This window comes from Polaromonas sp. (genome assembly GCF_039932935.1).
Lineage (GTDB): Bacteria > Pseudomonadota > Gammaproteobacteria > Burkholderiales > Burkholderiaceae_C > Polaromonas.
In genome coordinates this window covers 34274-47756 of record NZ_JBDTPB010000086.1, presented here as the reverse complement: position 1 = coordinate 47756, position 13483 = coordinate 34274, and the positions used below count along the sequence as shown (strand labels likewise).

Annotated in this window: 16 protein-coding genes; 9 read left to right on the top strand and 7 right to left on the bottom strand. The window is 62.7% G+C overall.

The window, feature by feature from the left end; all coding sequences use genetic code 11:
* Positions 1-28: 28 nt before the first annotated feature.
* Positions 29-274, top strand: a complete 246-nt coding sequence (locus tag ABI546_RS15335; RefSeq protein WP_348047774.1) for a GlsB/YeaQ/YmgE family stress response membrane protein — start codon at positions 29-31, stop codon at positions 272-274.
* A gap of 87 nt (positions 275-361) precedes the next feature.
* On the opposite strand, the gene ABI546_RS15330 is transcribed toward ABI546_RS15335, so the two are convergent.
* Positions 362-742: a nuclear transport factor 2 family protein gene (locus ABI546_RS15330; RefSeq protein ID WP_348047772.1), complete on the bottom strand. Its 381-nt coding sequence runs from the start codon at positions 740-742 to the stop codon at positions 362-364.
* 278 nt (positions 743-1020) lie between these two features.
* Between ABI546_RS15330 and ABI546_RS15325 the strand changes: the two genes are divergently transcribed.
* From ABI546_RS15325 to ABI546_RS15295, 7 genes are all read left to right on the top strand, one after another.
* Positions 1021-1845: a DUF4189 domain-containing protein gene (locus ABI546_RS15325; RefSeq protein WP_348047770.1), complete on the top strand. Its 825-nt coding sequence runs from the start codon at positions 1021-1023 to the stop codon at positions 1843-1845.
* A 94-nt stretch (positions 1846-1939) separates the two neighbouring features.
* Entirely contained in the window at positions 1940-2323 is a 384-nt protein-coding gene (locus tag ABI546_RS15320; protein WP_348047768.1) for a VOC family protein, read from the top strand.
* Entirely contained in the window at positions 2320-3096 is a 777-nt protein-coding gene (locus ABI546_RS15315) for a tRNA-uridine aminocarboxypropyltransferase (protein WP_348047767.1), read from the top strand. The genes ABI546_RS15320 and ABI546_RS15315 overlap by 4 nt, the downstream gene beginning before the upstream one ends.
* Positions 3097-3140: 44 nt before the next feature.
* On the top strand, positions 3141-4157 hold the full coding sequence (locus tag ABI546_RS15310; protein WP_348047766.1) for a hypothetical protein: 1017 nt from the start codon (positions 3141-3143) through the stop codon (positions 4155-4157).
* A 34-nt stretch (positions 4158-4191) separates the two neighbouring features.
* Positions 4192-4560 carry a hypothetical protein gene (locus ABI546_RS15305; RefSeq protein ID WP_348047765.1) on the top strand — a complete coding sequence of 123 codons (369 nt, stop codon included), beginning with the start codon at positions 4192-4194 and terminating at the stop codon, positions 4558-4560.
* A 62-nt stretch (positions 4561-4622) separates the two neighbouring features.
* Positions 4623-5546 carry a hypothetical protein gene (locus tag ABI546_RS15300; RefSeq protein ID WP_348047763.1) on the top strand — a complete coding sequence of 308 codons (924 nt, stop codon included), beginning with the start codon at positions 4623-4625 and terminating at the stop codon, positions 5544-5546.
* Positions 5547-5722: 176 nt separating this feature from the next.
* Positions 5723-6622 carry a hypothetical protein gene (locus ABI546_RS15295; protein ID WP_348047761.1) on the top strand — a complete coding sequence of 300 codons (900 nt, stop codon included), beginning with the start codon at positions 5723-5725 and terminating at the stop codon, positions 6620-6622.
* 141 nt (positions 6623-6763) lie between these two features.
* On the opposite strand, the gene ABI546_RS15290 is transcribed toward ABI546_RS15295, so the two are convergent.
* Positions 6764-7642, bottom strand: a complete 879-nt coding sequence (locus ABI546_RS15290) for a LysR family transcriptional regulator (RefSeq protein WP_348047759.1) — start codon at positions 7640-7642, stop codon at positions 6764-6766.
* Positions 7643-7753: 111 nt separating this feature from the next.
* Here ABI546_RS15290 and ABI546_RS15285 point away from each other — a divergent pair, with 111 nt between their 5' ends.
* Entirely contained in the window at positions 7754-8770 is a 1017-nt protein-coding gene (locus tag ABI546_RS15285) for an NAD(P)-dependent alcohol dehydrogenase (protein WP_348047757.1), read from the top strand.
* 163 nt (positions 8771-8933) lie between these two features.
* Here ABI546_RS15285 and ABI546_RS15280 read toward each other — a convergent pair whose 3' ends face one another.
* The 5 genes from ABI546_RS15280 to ABI546_RS15260 form a co-directional block, all read right to left on the bottom strand.
* Complete coding sequence (locus ABI546_RS15280) at positions 8934-9632, bottom strand: phenylalanine--tRNA ligase beta subunit-related protein (RefSeq protein WP_348047755.1); 699 nt, start codon at positions 9630-9632, stop codon at positions 8934-8936.
* 69 nt (positions 9633-9701) lie between these two features.
* Positions 9702-10619 (bottom strand): AraC family transcriptional regulator, encoded by a 918-nt coding sequence (locus ABI546_RS15275; RefSeq protein WP_348047753.1) that lies wholly within the window; start codon positions 10617-10619, stop codon positions 9702-9704.
* Between the two features lie 52 nt (positions 10620-10671).
* Entirely contained in the window at positions 10672-11670 is a 999-nt protein-coding gene (locus ABI546_RS15270) for an aldo/keto reductase (protein ID WP_348047751.1), read from the bottom strand.
* A 52-nt stretch (positions 11671-11722) separates the two neighbouring features.
* Entirely contained in the window at positions 11723-12130 is a 408-nt protein-coding gene (locus tag ABI546_RS15265) for a MerR family transcriptional regulator (protein ID WP_348047749.1), read from the bottom strand.
* Positions 12131-12244: 114 nt separating this feature from the next.
* Positions 12245-13375: a Fic family protein gene (locus ABI546_RS15260; protein ID WP_348047747.1), complete on the bottom strand. Its 1131-nt coding sequence runs from the start codon at positions 13373-13375 to the stop codon at positions 12245-12247.
* Positions 13376-13483: the final 108 nt, after the last annotated feature.

Below are 13483 nucleotides of genomic sequence, written 5' to 3'. Positions count from 1 at the left end.
CCCTCCCTTCCTCTTTTAGAAAGAACTTATGAGCATCATCTGGACCATCCTGATCGGTTTTGTCGTCGGTATCGTGGCCAAGTTCTTGATGCCCGGCCGCGACCCTGCCGGCTTCATCATTACCGTGCTGATCGGTATTGCTGGCTCCTTCATCGCCACTTACCTGGGCCGCGCCATGGGCTGGTATCAAGTGGGCGAATCGGCTGGCTTCATCGCCGCCGTTCTTGGCTCCATCATTTTGTTGTTTGGCTACCGTTTGATCGTCAAGCGCTAAGCCACCGCCCGACCCTTCTACGCCCCGACGCATTCGCGTGCGCCGGGGCGTAGTGCTGTGCGCAGGGCTGTCCGTACGGAGCGCCGGCTAGCCGGCTTTGGCCAGCGGCGCGCGCTGGGCCGGGTCATAGAAAAAAGTCTCTTCGGCAATGCGCTCGCCTTCCCATCGCTGCCAGGCGAGCTCTTCCATGCGCATGGTGCTGCCGTCGGCCCACACAAAGTTGAACACCCAGCGTATGACGACCTTGTCACCGCTGATAAACACCGGACGTATGCAGCTTGAAGTCAGCGACTTCACGCGCGCCATCACCTTGGCCTCGCCCTCCACAAGCTTGTCGCGCCCTTGGCGTGGCGGTTGCTGGTTTTCCTGCATGGTCGCGTTGGGCGTGTAGAACTCTTCAATCGCTTCGGTGTGCGCGTTTTGCTCAACGCGGGCAACAAAGCGCTCTACGGTTTCAGGTGTGGGCATGCGGTCTCCTTGGGATTTTGGCGGTTGATACGCCCGGCTTTTCCGGCAGCAGAGTGCGCAGGCCTGGCGGGTAAAACCCAAGTGTTGCACGCCCCAGCGTTTGCTGCTGACGGCGGCGCCTGCACCTCACGGCGGCTGCCAGCCCCCTCTGAACAAACCTCGTGGATCCAGCCCAGGCGGATAATCCGGGTGGGTCTGTCGGCAAGCAGACCATGCACCGGCATGCTTCAGTGGGACAAATACAAATACTTGTACAAATATTTCCTTGGAGGGAAATCATGACTTCTGGACTGAAAATACTCGTTACCCGGCTTGCTGTGAGCCTGCTGCTGGCTGTTGCCGGCAGCCACGCCATGGCGGCAGGCGCCCTGGCCATCGACACCCTGCAGGGCGAGAAATACGGCTTTTCATTCAACCACCCCAGCTCCGACCTGGCCGACCAGCGCTCAATGCGCGAATGCGGAGCTGATTGCTCCATCGTGCTGCGCTTTGCCGGCCAATGCGGCGCCTACGCCGCCGACCAGGCCAAGGGCTCCAACGCTTATGGCTGGGGCACGGGCAGCACCAGTTCCAACACCCAGGCGCGCGCCATGTCCGAGTGCCGGGCCAAAGGCGGCTCCAGTTGCAAGGTGCGTGCATGGGGTTGCGACGCCATCAAGGCATCTGCTGATTCGCAGGGCACGCCACAGTTCGACCAGGCCCGTCCGCAAGCCACACCGCAAAATAACAGCAACAGCCGGCCAGCCGCCGGCGGCTTCCCCATGCTGGGCGAATGGCTGGTGGACTATGTTTCAAGCACGGGCTACACCGCCAACGGCAGCCTGCGCGTGACCCAAAGCCTGGGCAATGGCAACTTCCGCGGTATTCTCGTGCTGGCCTATACCAGCAGCGACGGCGAAGCCAAACGCGTGCAACAGGACGCGATGGTCACCGTGCAGGGCGACACCGCGATCATCAGCGCCAGCAACCCGGTGTACCTGCTCGGCACCGGCAAGTACAACGCCGACAACTACACCGTGACCATCGCCAGCCCCAACCTGATGCGCGGCAAGAACAGCGACTCCAAGGGCGCGGGCGGCGCCGTCGTACTCAGCCGCAAATAAAACAGCAGCAACACGAAGCAGGCCGTATCGATGCGGCCCCGGTTTGCCCACGGGTTCCCTTCGCATCCACGCGACGATCAACGGAGACAAAGCAATGTTCAGTCATGTAATGGTCGGCGTCAACGACCTTGAAGTTTCAAAGAAGTTTTACGACGCGCTGCTCGGCACACTCGGCATCAAGCCGGGATTTGCCAACAAGAACCGCTACTTCTATCGCAGCTCGACGGGCACGTTTGCGATTTCTACGCCCATCAATGGCGAGGCGGCGTGCCACGGCAATGGCAGCACCATCGGGTTTACGGTTGAATCGCCGGAGCAGGGCGACGCCTTTCATGCGGCGGGCCTGGCCCACGGCGGCACCACGTGTGAAGAGCCGCCGGGCTTTCGCGACGGCCCGGTGGGCAAGCTTTACCTGGCTTACCTGCGCGACCCTGATGGCAACAAGCTTTGTGCGATGTACCGCCCGCCCAAGGAATGACCATTAGCCTTTCGGCAGCACCGCCGGCTCACGTGCTGCCCCACGCTGTCAGCCGCCTGCGCACCGCGCGCCTGGCACGCAGCGCCAAACCTTTTTTGGCGCGTGGTGGCATGCGTGGCGAGCGCTGTGCGGCTTGCCGCGTCATGCCCAGCCACTGCTTTTGTCATTTGCGCCCAGCCCTGGATGTGCATGCGGGTGTGTGCCTGCTGATGGCAGACATTGAAGCGCTGAAGCCCAGCAACACGGGCTGGTTGATTGCCGATGTGGTGGCGGATACGTTTGCTTTTCAATGGGCACGCACCGAGGTAGACCCTGCGCTGCTGGCCTTGCTGGCTGACCCGCAGTGGCAGCCTTACCTGGTCTTTCCCGGTGAGTTTGTGGCGGCGGAGCGTGTGGTGACGGAGGTGTTGCCTGCCGACCCGACGACTGGCACCGGCAAGCGCCCGCTGTTTATATTGCTCGACGCAACCTGGCCCGAGGCGCGAAAGATGTTTCGCAAAAGCCCTTACCTGGATAAGTTGCCGGTGCTCAGCTTGCAAAGCGAGCAGCTCTCTCGCTACAAGCTGCGCCGCTCGCAGCGCGACGAGCACTTTTGCACCTCGGAAGTGGCGGCCTTGTGCCTGGCGCTGGCCGGTGAAGCGCATGCGGCGCAAACGCTAGAGGCTTACCTTGATGTGTTTACCAACCACTATCTAAAGGCCAAGCAGCAGCAGCCTTTGGATCTGGAAGACGCCGTACATCTTCAACTTAGCGGTTTGCGTTTGGTTGAATAATTCAAACCCAATCAGCAGACGATCAATAGGCAAACGGGAAAACCATGAATACTCTATTGAAGTTTGCCGCCGTTCTGTTGTTTTATGCAGGCGTTTCGACCGCCTTTGCATACTCTGGTGCAGGCCGTCCATGCCCGACTGACAATCTTCCGCAGATGGCTGCCAGCGGAAGCCCCGAGGAACTTCAAACTGAGCTGGACCGCGTCATCAAGCAACGCGTGTATGCCAAGCCCAAGCAATGTGTGGCAGGCGTATGCCGAAGGCCCGACAACAACGGGAAGAACCGTCTTGTTCTGCAGAAGAGCATCGAGCACCCTGAGTTGATTGCCATGACCTTGGAATGTGTATTTCCAGGTGAATTGCAACTGCTCGATTTGGCCGTAGCAGCAGGCAACCTACCCAATGTCAAATTCTTGCTGGCGCATGGCGCATCTCCTCAAGGTGAGACTGCCTATGACCGGGATTCCCTGTTCATGAGGTGCATTGACATCTCTTCCACCTACGTACACAGGACGAAAAGCAACAGCGACATTAGCTCCCGCATTTTTGTACCGCCGCCAGTGAGCGCCGAGAAGCGAAATAGGGCCTATGAGCTTCTTCTTGCCGCGGGAGCCGATATCAATTATCAGAACAAAAAAGGTCTCAGCCCACTTCACAGCTGCAACGACCCGGAAGTTCTGCAGTGGTTTTTGTCCCATGGCGCCAATCCTCGACTACAGGCTAAGCCTTGGTCTGACTCCATATCAAACGTGGGCGCTACCCCCTTGCAATACCGCCTGAACAACACTCCTTCCGTCGATACCAGGTATGACAGCTTGGCCAGCGAACTTGAAAAGCGAGCCAAATGGCTAGCCACCGTAAAACTTCTAGGTCAAGCAGGTAACCCCGATTTCAGGGACACGGTGAATGAATATCGCGTGTGCCGTCAATGCTCACGAGCTCGAGGTGGGTTTTCTGCGCAGGTGTGTGAAATGCTGAAATCGAACTTCATCTTCAAGGAGGGCGTCTTCATGCTCGATGCGCCCGCCGCTTACTGCGATCAATTTTTGTTGAGCCGATAGCTCTACTTGTGAATCTGTCAGCCTTTGACTGCCCATGAATCGACCCACCTACCTACGCAAGCGGCCCTCTTCATCTGACGAGAGCGAAGGCATTGTCTGGCGGCTGGTGGCCGCGCTCGTGGCGATTCCGATCTTCGAGATCTCGCTTTACCTGGGCCTGTACCTGATTCTTTCGCCGCGCAGCCTGAGCTACCTTTTCATGGCCATCCCCTTGTGGATGCATGGCGTGTACGCCGGCGCGGCCGCGCTGGTTGGTTTGCTCTTTGGCTTTAACGGCATCACCTGGCTGCTGGGCCACTTGTTCTTCACGCACCGTGAGGAAGAAAGAAACCGACTGATAAGCGCTCTGCTGTGGGGTGGGCTGCTGGGGTTGGCCCTGGTGGCTTCACACTTTGTGGCCTAGACGATTGCCGCGAGCGGCCCTCGCTGTAATACATTCACTTGCTTCACCCTACTGGACTGCCCATGCACCCTACAAGCTCCCAGCCTCTTGGCATCACGTTTGCCACCCTCGCCCTCACGCTGCTGCCCTTGGCCGCTGCGCAGGCTGTGACTCCGGCTGAAAAGCCGTATGTGGGGGGCTACACCCAGGGCTCGGTGGATACACGCTCGCAGCTGATGCTGCTGGACGACAACACCTTCTGCTTTACCTTTATGGGCGGCTCGCTCGACATGCTGGCGGGCGGGCGCTGGAAGGCCGAGGGCAACGGCGTGCGCCTGCAAGAGGTGCGGCAAAACGGCGCGATCTTTCCTGTCTTTGGCAAGCAGCTGGCTGAGCAGAAAGGAAGCGTGGCGTTTGACTTTCATGGCTATTCGCTTTCCAACGCCACGTCTGCCGTGTTTGCCACTTCCGGCGACGATGCGCTGCCCACCACGATGCGCCCGCTGTTCAAGGCCGACCAGAGCAACTGGTCTGACAGCTACAAGCTGCCGCCGCTGCCTGCGACACAGGTGCGCTACTTTTACATCGGCGACGTGGAAGTGGATGCCGACCGCCAGCCCAAGCGCCTGCGCGTGGTGCAGTACCGGCGCGGCGACGCGAACACGCTGGCCGTGGGCTATGACCAGGCTTTTGGCAACCCGCCGCTGGACTTGAAGGCCACGATGAAAGACAAGGTGCTGTATGTGGACGGCAGCCGATTTGGCAAGCAGGACGAGCTGCCCAATGAAGTCCTTGAGGGCATACGTGCGGCCTGCATACGGCCGGCGCTGGTACCTGGAGCCAAGCGCCCGGCCGAAGAAGGCAGCGAAGAAGATGTCCAGGACAAGGCCGCCGCGGCGCTGGGCAAAGTGGTGGTGAGAAACGCGCCGCTGGTGCCGGTGAAAACCTTTTACCTGCCGCTGGCGGCAATGCAGGGCGCGCCTTACTTCCCCGGCACGGGCAAGTAGGCCCTGTCTTTCTGCCCGCCCCCGGGGACGCGCGCTACCAAATTCATAGCTGCTTGCGCTCGTCCTTATTGGACTGCAGGCCTGTTGGATGCCTGAAACGGGCCAACGACCACTTCCACGGCGCCACCCCGCGCCGGCTGTACTACATTGACTCCTTCACCATTACCGGACTGCTGATGCGATCTACCCCTTCCCGCTGCCCTGGCACCACGCTTGCCACCCTCGCCTTCACGCTGCTGCCGCTGGCCGCTGCACAGGCAGTCACCCCCACTGAACAGCCGTATGTGGGCAGCTACGCCCAGGGCTCGGTCGATACGCGGGCGCAGCTGATGCTGCTGGACGACAACACGTTTTGCTTCAGCTTCATGGGCGGCTCGCTCGACATGTTGGCGGGCGGGCGCTGGAAGGCCGAGGGCGAAGGTGTGCGCCTGCAGGAGGTGCGGCAAAACGGCGCGATCTTCCCTGTCTTTGGCAAGCAGCTGGTTGAGCCGAAGGGCACCGTGGAGTTTGACTTTCATGGCCATTCGCTCTCTCGCGCGGCATCGGTCGCGTTTGCCACGGGCGCCGACGAGGCCTTGCCCAGCAGCCTGCGCCGGCTCTTCAAGGACGGCCACAACGGCTGGTCTTCCAGCTACAAGCTGCCGCCTATGCCGGCGGCGCAGGTGCGCTACTTTTATATCGCCGACGCGGAAGTGGATGCCAACGACCAGCCCAAGCAGCTGCGCGTGGTGCAGTACCGGCGCGGTGATGCAAACACGCTGCGCGTGGGCTACAACCCGGCATTTGGCAAACCACCGCTAGACCTGCGCGCCGCGCTGAAAGACGATGTGCTGCAGGTAGACGGCAGCCGCTTTGGCACGCGCAAGGAGCTGCCGGAAAAAGCGCTGGAAAGAATACGTACCGCCTGTATACGGCCAGCGCTGGCCGAACCCAAACGCCCCAGCCAAGAAGAAGCCGCAGATATAGCGGCCGGACGCGCGACGTCCGTGAAACAGCCACCGCTGGTGCCGGTGAAAACCTTCTACCTGCCGCTCGCGGCCCTGCAAGGCACGCCGTACTTTTCAGACGACAAGTAGGGCGGATGATTTGCTGAGGCGGCTGCCGGGGGTGGCCGCACCGCTACTAAATTCATAGCTGCTCGCGCAGACTCTGATTGGGCTGCGGGCATTTTTGATGTCTGAAAAGGGCTGAAAGCACGCCAAATTGCCCCTTTGGCGCTACTTGAACCGCTCGACCACAAAATCCACAAAACTGCGCAGCTTGGGCGAGCGGTAGCGGTCTGGCAGGTAGAGCACGTTCATCGGCCTGGTGGCGAGCTCATGGTGGGGGAAGAGCTGGACCAGGCGGCCCTCCTGAACATCACCCTCCAGCAAAATCGCCGGCTGCAGCACGATGCCCATGCCCTGCAAGGCCGCCACACGCAGTGCCTGCCCCTGGTTAACCTGCAGGCGGCCCGAAACAGGCACGCGGCAGATATGTTCCTGGTCGGCCAAACGCCAATGCGCCGCGGCGGTGGGCGAAAAAGCCAGGCACTCGTGCTGGGTCAGGTCGTCGGGCCTGGCTGGTGTGCCGCGGCGTGCCAGGTAGGCCGGAGACGCGCAAATCATCAGCCGGTACGGCGCCAGCGGCCTGGCTATCAGCGCTGAATCGGGCACGGGGCCAATGCGGATGGCGGCCTCGAACCCTTCCTCGAGCAGGTCCACCACGCGGTCGCTCAACACGACATCGAGGCTGACCTGGGGGTAGCGGTCCAGGTAGTCCGACAAGGCGGGCATCAAGGCTTCGGTGCCGAAAGAGACCGGCGCACTCACGCGCAACTTGCCGGCAGGCGCCAGCTGCAGGTTTTGCGCCTGCGCATCGGTTTCGGCCACCAGCCTCAGAATTTCCTTGCAGCGGACGTAGTAGTCCTCGCCAAAGGGCGTGAGGTGCTGGCGCCGTGTGGTGCGGTTCAGAAGCTGCATGCCCAGGCGTTTTTCGAGCGTGCGCAGGTGGTTGCCGGCCATGGTCGCGGAAATATCGCAGGCCGTGGCGGCGGCGCTGAGGCTGCCTTTTTCAACGGCCAGCACATACACCTTCATGCTGTCGAGCAGGTCCATTACGCACTCTCACTTTCAAATGAATCAATCAAACCGGCGTTTATCTCTGATTGATTCTAAATAACACTGCGGCTTTCCCCACTCCTCCTTCATTTTTTAGGAAACAAGACCATGAAAGCCATTCAACTCACCGCTTCTTCCCTGACTGCTTTTCGCGCCACCGAGCTGCCCGACCCCAAGGCCGGCCCGGGCGAGGTGCTGGTGCGCCTGCGCGCCGCCGCGCTGAATTTTGCAGACGTGGCCGTTGCCACGGGCGCCTTCCCCGGCGCGACTTTTCCGATGGTTCCGGTGGCCGACGGCGCGGGCGAAGTGGCCGCGCTGGGCGAAGGCGTTGACGCCATGGGCCTGGGCCTGGTCGTGGGCGACAGGGTGATTCCGCACTTCATGCCGAACTGGCAGGACGGGGCCATGACGCCGCGCAACATTGCCGCGATGCGCGGCATCACGCTGCCCGGTTCGCTGGCCGACTACGTGGTGGTGCCCGCCACCAGCCTGGTCACGTTGCCGGCGCACCTGGACTTTGTGCAGGGCGCGACGCTGCCCATTGCCGCCACCACCGCCTGGAACGCCACGCGCTCGGCGCAGTTGCGCCCGGGCTCGGTGGTGGTGCTGCTGGGCACGGGCGGCGTCAGCATCTTTGCCTTGCAGTTTGCCAAGGCGGCAGGCGCCACGGTGATCATTGCCTCGTCGTCAGACGAAAAGCTCGAACGCGCGCGCCAGCTGGGCGCAGACCACCTGATCAACTACCGCGCCACGCCCGCCTGGGACGAGCAGGTGCTCAAACTCACCGAAGGGCGCGGCGCCGACCTGGTGGTGGAAACGGTGGGCGGCGCAACCTTTGCGCGCGCGCTGAACGCGGCGGCCATGGGCGGCACCATCTTCACCATCGGCTTTGTCAGCGGCTCAGCCATTTCCATCGACCTGCTGCCGATCATCGTCAAGGCCTTGCGCATCATCGGCAACAGCACAGGCTCGGCGGCCGACCTGGCAGAAGCTGCCCGTGCCATTGCCGCGCACCGCATCGTGCCGGTCATTGACCGCGTGTTTGACATAGCCGACACCGCCGCCGCGTACGCCGAGCTCAGCGCCGGCGGACGGCACTTTGGCAAGCTGGCGATTGCGCATTGACGATGTTGCGCGGCGCCAGGCACAAAAAGTGGCGGTATGTTGGTCTGCGGTGGGCCGGTACGTTGCTATTAATTGGATAGCTGGTGGCGCACGTTCTGATTGGGCTGCGGGCCATTTTGATGCTCGAAAAGGCTCAAAAATGGCCCCTGAGGCGCCAGACGTCCTAAAAATCAAACTGCGGCGCGCTGCTGCTCAGCACTGCGGTCACAGGCGCAGCCGGCCAGGTGGCGGCCAGCTCGGTAGCGAGTGTGCTGATGAGGCGGCGCACGTCGTCTGCCGCCGTGGCGTGCAGGGCCTCGGCCACGATGAGCACGCTGTGTGTGGTGGCATTGACCGCTGAGAGGCCGCTTTGGCGGTTGGTCCAGCGGCGCGCATGTGCGGCCGGCGGCTGGGTGGCGTCGGCAAAGATGACTTCGTGCGGCTCGGGGTGTTCTGTTTCGCCGCTGAAGGTCAGGTAGCTTTCGGCGCCGGTGGCGTAGCGCACCTCCAGCTGTTGCGCCAGATGGGCCACGTCAAACACGGCGATGGGAATGGCGAAGGCGATGGACAGGGCGTTGCACAAGTCGACCAGCGGGTGCAGTGGCGGCAGCGCGCCTTCCTTGCGAAAGCGGCGCAGCAGCGACTCCGATGCGCAGCGGTATTGCGTGGGTTTGAGGCCCATTTTGGAAAAGGTGCGGCGCCACGCCTGCACTTCGGGCAGCTCGCCCTCGGCGCTGGTGGCCAGGCGGCTGGTGGCGATGGCGCTGAAGCGGGCAACTTGCGCAGAAACATCTGCATTGCCGGTGATGCCGCTGGCAAGCAGCACGCCGGGCACCAGCTCAGGGTAGTCGGCCCAGATGGCCGGGGAATGGCGAAAGAACATGGGCGGTGGCTTTGCTTCAAGTAAAACAAGCGGCCAGCATGCCGGCCCGCCCGCGCGCCGTCTTGAACGTTATTGCAGCGTTGTTTTGCCCACGGCCTGCTGCCACGCGCCGGGCGTAAAGCCAAACTGGCGCGCAAACAGTCGCGTCATGTGGCTCTGGTCGGCAAAGCCGCAAGCCGCGGCGGCCTGCGCCAACCCGGCGCCTTGGCGAATCAGGCCGCGTGCCCGTTCGCTGCGCTGCTGCAGCAGCCAGGCATGGGGCGTGAGGCCAAAAGACTTTTGAAAATGGCGCAGCAGCTGAAACTTGCTGAGGCCGGCCGTACGCGCCAGCTCGGTCAGCGTGGGCGGCGCCAGCAGGTCGGCGGCCAAGTGGTCGCGGGCGCGGTGCAACTCCGGTGAAAAGGCTGAAGAAGCTTGCGATTGCGTGACAGGTGAGACAGGTGACACGGCATGGCGGTGCATCAGCAAGGCACAGGCACTGACCAACGACTCTTCACACGCAAGCGCATCCGCGCTGTTGCGGCTCGCATTGGCGGGATGGTCATGGTCCCACTGCTGCAGGCGGCCGAGCAGGCGTTGCAGCGCGCTTCGCAGGCGGGCATCGTGCGCAACAGGGCGTGTGAGTTCGATGTCAGCCGCCAGCGCGTTGTCCGGCGCATCGGCCACAACGGCCGCCATGAACGCAGGCTCAAGGTAGAGCATGCGCCAGCGACGGGAGGGGCCGCCCAGTGGCCGGCCGTCGTGCACTTCACCGGGGTTGCACATGATGACGTCGCCGGCATAAGCCTCCACATTGCCGCGTCCGCTGGCCGAGCTTTGCGCGCCGCCCTCCATCAGCCCCACGCCATACACCGCATGCCAGTGGCGGCCGAAGTGGCGCGCGCTTTCCATGTGGGTGGCATAGACCCCCGGCCACGGCGAACCAAAGACGCGGCCCTGGTGGTGCGGGGCGGCTTGCGGTGCGCGTGAAGGGGTCAATGCAGTCATTGCGCCATGATGACCTGAAACGGCCCGCCAGGTCCAGCGGGCCGCGTGTTTTTCAGGCGTTGACGGTGCCGAGAAAAGACTCGGGGTAGCGCAGGCCGGCGGCGGCGTCGGGCGGGAAGGCCCTGTCGAGTTCGTCCAGTTCCGCAGCGCTCAGCGTGACGTCAAGCGCGGCGATGTTCTGGTCAAGGTAGCTGCGGCGCTTGGTGCCGGGAATGGGAATGATGTCGTCGCCCTGGGCCAGCACCCAGCCCAGCGCAATTTGCGACGCGGTAACGCCTTTGGCTTCTGCCATTTGCTTGACGACATCAACCAGCGCGAGGTTGCGGCGGAAGTTGTCGTCGGCAAAGCGGGGTGAGAACTTGCGGCGGTAGTCGTCGGCGGGCAGGTCTTCGGGTTTGCTGAAGGCACCGGTGAGAAAGCCGCGGCCCAACGGCGAATAGGGCACCAAACTCACGCCGTGCTCGCGGCAGGCGGCCAGGGCACCGGTGGCCTCGGGGTCGCGCGTCCACAGTGAATATTCGCTCTGCAATGCGGCGATGGGGTGCACCTTGCAGGCGCGGGCCAGGGTGGCGGCGGAGGCTTCAGACAAACCGAGGTAGCGCACCTTGCCGGCGCGCACCAGCTCTGCCATGGCGCCCACGGTGTCTTCAATGGGCACGGTCTTGTCGACGCGGTGCTGGTAATACAGGTCAATTTGCTCGATGCCCAGGCGCTGGAGGCTGGCGTCGCAGCTGGCCTTGACGTACTCGGGCCGGCCGTTCACGCCGCGCGCCGCTTCGTTGGCCGGGTCGCGTGTGATGCCGAACTTGGTGGCGATAAACACGTCTTTGCGGCGGCCGGCAATGGCCTTGCCGATCAGCAGCTCGTTGGTGTGCGGGCCGTAGATGTCGGCGGTGTCGAGAAAATTGAGGCCCTGGTCCAGCGCGTGGTGAATGGTGGCGATGGATTCGGTGTCGTCGCGGTTGCCGTAGAAGTCGCTCATGCCCATGCAGCCGAGCCCGATGGCCGAGATGGAAGGCCCGTTGCGGCCGAGGGTGCGGGTCTTGATCATGGTGTTCTTTGTCCTTTGAGTGGTGTGTGAAATTGAAGTGGGCTTGGGTGATTCAGGCGCGCCTGGGTTCGCGGCGCTGCTCTTCGTACAGGCCGATCTTTTTGCGGATGTATTGCAGGGTTTCGCGCTGGGCGCGCAGGCCGGCCTCAAGGCGCGCGGCGTGTTCTTCCAGCAGGGCCTGGCGTTCAGTCAGGCTGCCCGCGGTATTGCCTTTGCGCAGCAACTGGGCGTAGCGCTGCATGTCACGCATCGACATGCCCGTGGCGCGCAGGCGCACCAGGAAGTCGAGCCAGCGCATGTCGGCGTCGCTGTAGCGGCGCGCGCCGCTGCGCCTGTCTATGGGGGCGATCAGGCCAATTTTCTCGTAGTAGCGCAGGGTGTAGGCGCTCAGCCCTGACGCTTCCGCGGCGTCGGCGATGCTTAAAGAGACGGTAGGTGAAACAGGGATTGCAGTGGTCATGCGTGGACTGTAAAACTTCGAGCGCACTCTAAGTCAAGCCCCTGTTTCGCGCGGGGTGTTTGCCCCCAGCAAGGCTTGCCGCTCAAGTTTGACGCTGAGGCCTGACAGACCGCGTTACTTGACGGACAGCTCGTATCCCGTGCTGCGCCCCCCGCCTTCCAGCCTGCGCAACACGCCGCGCGCCAGCAGGGTGTTGATATCGCGCAGCGCTGTGTCAGCGGAGCATTTGCCAATGGCAGCCCACTTGGCATTGGTGAGCTTGCCTTCAAAGTCGTCCAACACGCGGTTCAGTACTTTGGTCTGGCGCTCGTTCATGGGCGTGCCCGCCCAGCGCTGCCAGAACTGGGCCTTGTCCAGCACACCGGCCAATGTGATGTCTGCACCCTGCACAGCGCGCAGCAGGCAACCCAGAAACCAGCTGAGCCAGGGCGTAACGTCCAGTGGGCCTTTTTGCGTGGCTTCCAGCTGGTCGTAGTAGTTTTTGCGCTCTCGCTGTATCTGCGCGCTAAAGCTGTAAAAGCGCCGGCCAGTGCCTTCTGCGCGGGCCAGCGCCATATCGCCCACGGCGCGGCTGATGCGGCCATTGCCATCGTCAAACGGGTGCAGTGTCACCAGCCACAGGTGGGCCAATCCAGCTTTGATGAGCGCGTCGCCCGCCGGTGCTGCGTTGAACCACTGCAGGAAGGTTTCGGTTTGCGCAGGCAAGGTGTTGGCCGGGGGCGCCTGGAAGTGCACGCACTCGCGGCCCACGGGGCCGGATACCACTTGCATGGGCCCACTGGCGTCGTTGCGCCATGCGGCCACGGTAATGCGTACCCTGCCGCTATAGCCAGTGGGAAACAAGGCAGCATGCCAGCCAAACAGGCGCTCGCGGGTGAGCGCTTGATCAAAGTTGCGCGTGGCGTCCAGCACCACATCCACCACACCATCCACACGCCGGTCGCTCGGGGCCAGAGCGCCGATGTCCAAACCCAGCCTGCGGGCGATGGACGAGCGCACTGCGTCAAGGCTGAGCCGCTCGCCTTCAATCTCGCTGGTTTTGATGACCTCCTGGGTCAGTACCTGCAGGGTGGCCTGCTCTCGCTCCGCCAGGCCCAGTTCGGCCATGCGCCCCGTGAGCTGGCCTTGCGCCCGGTGCACCTGGGCCAGCTGCGCTGCCAGAGATTCGAGGTCAAAGTGCCACTGCGGCCAGTCGGGCAGCTGCCAGATGTAGCGAGGCGCGTGAGAGGTGCGGGGTCTGACCATGCGGGGATTATGAAGCATATTCGCCGCATTTTGTGCGGTGAATATGCCCGCAATACGGCTCAAGTGGCTCGCCCAAACCGCCGAACCATGCAAGTTACCCCATGGAGC

Coding starts and splice junctions, on each gene's coding strand:
- ABI546_RS15320 (WP_348047768.1), top strand. CDS start 1,940: ATGTTCAGTCATGTAATGGTCGGCGTCAACGACCTTGAAGTTTCAAAG.
- ABI546_RS15325 (WP_348047770.1), top strand. CDS start 1,021: ATGACTTCTGGACTGAAAATACTCGTTACCCGGCTTGCTGTGAGCCTG.
- ABI546_RS15265 (WP_348047749.1), bottom strand. CDS start 12,130: ATGACCACTGCAATCCCTGTTTCACCTACCGTCTCTTTAAGCATCGCC.
- ABI546_RS15315 (WP_348047767.1), top strand. CDS start 2,320: ATGACCATTAGCCTTTCGGCAGCACCGCCGGCTCACGTGCTGCCCCAC.
- ABI546_RS15285 (WP_348047757.1), top strand. CDS start 7,754: ATGAAAGCCATTCAACTCACCGCTTCTTCCCTGACTGCTTTTCGCGCC.
- ABI546_RS15305 (WP_348047765.1), top strand. CDS start 4,192: ATGAATCGACCCACCTACCTACGCAAGCGGCCCTCTTCATCTGACGAG.
- ABI546_RS15280 (WP_348047755.1), bottom strand. CDS start 9,632: ATGTTCTTTCGCCATTCCCCGGCCATCTGGGCCGACTACCCTGAGCTG.
- ABI546_RS15260 (WP_348047747.1), bottom strand. CDS start 13,375: ATGGTCAGACCCCGCACCTCTCACGCGCCTCGCTACATCTGGCAGCTG.
- ABI546_RS15270 (WP_348047751.1), bottom strand. CDS start 11,670: ATGATCAAGACCCGCACCCTCGGCCGCAACGGGCCTTCCATCTCGGCC.
- ABI546_RS15275 (WP_348047753.1), bottom strand. CDS start 10,619: ATGACTGCATTGACCCCTTCACGCGCACCGCAAGCCGCCCCGCACCAC.
- ABI546_RS15290 (WP_348047759.1), bottom strand. CDS start 7,642: ATGGACCTGCTCGACAGCATGAAGGTGTATGTGCTGGCCGTTGAAAAA.
- ABI546_RS15330 (WP_348047772.1), bottom strand. CDS start 742: ATGCCCACACCTGAAACCGTAGAGCGCTTTGTTGCCCGCGTTGAGCAA.
- ABI546_RS15300 (WP_348047763.1), top strand. CDS start 4,623: ATGCACCCTACAAGCTCCCAGCCTCTTGGCATCACGTTTGCCACCCTC.
- ABI546_RS15335 (WP_348047774.1), top strand. CDS start 29: ATGAGCATCATCTGGACCATCCTGATCGGTTTTGTCGTCGGTATCGTG.
- ABI546_RS15295 (WP_348047761.1), top strand. CDS start 5,723: ATGCGATCTACCCCTTCCCGCTGCCCTGGCACCACGCTTGCCACCCTC.
- ABI546_RS15310 (WP_348047766.1), top strand. CDS start 3,141: ATGAATACTCTATTGAAGTTTGCCGCCGTTCTGTTGTTTTATGCAGGC.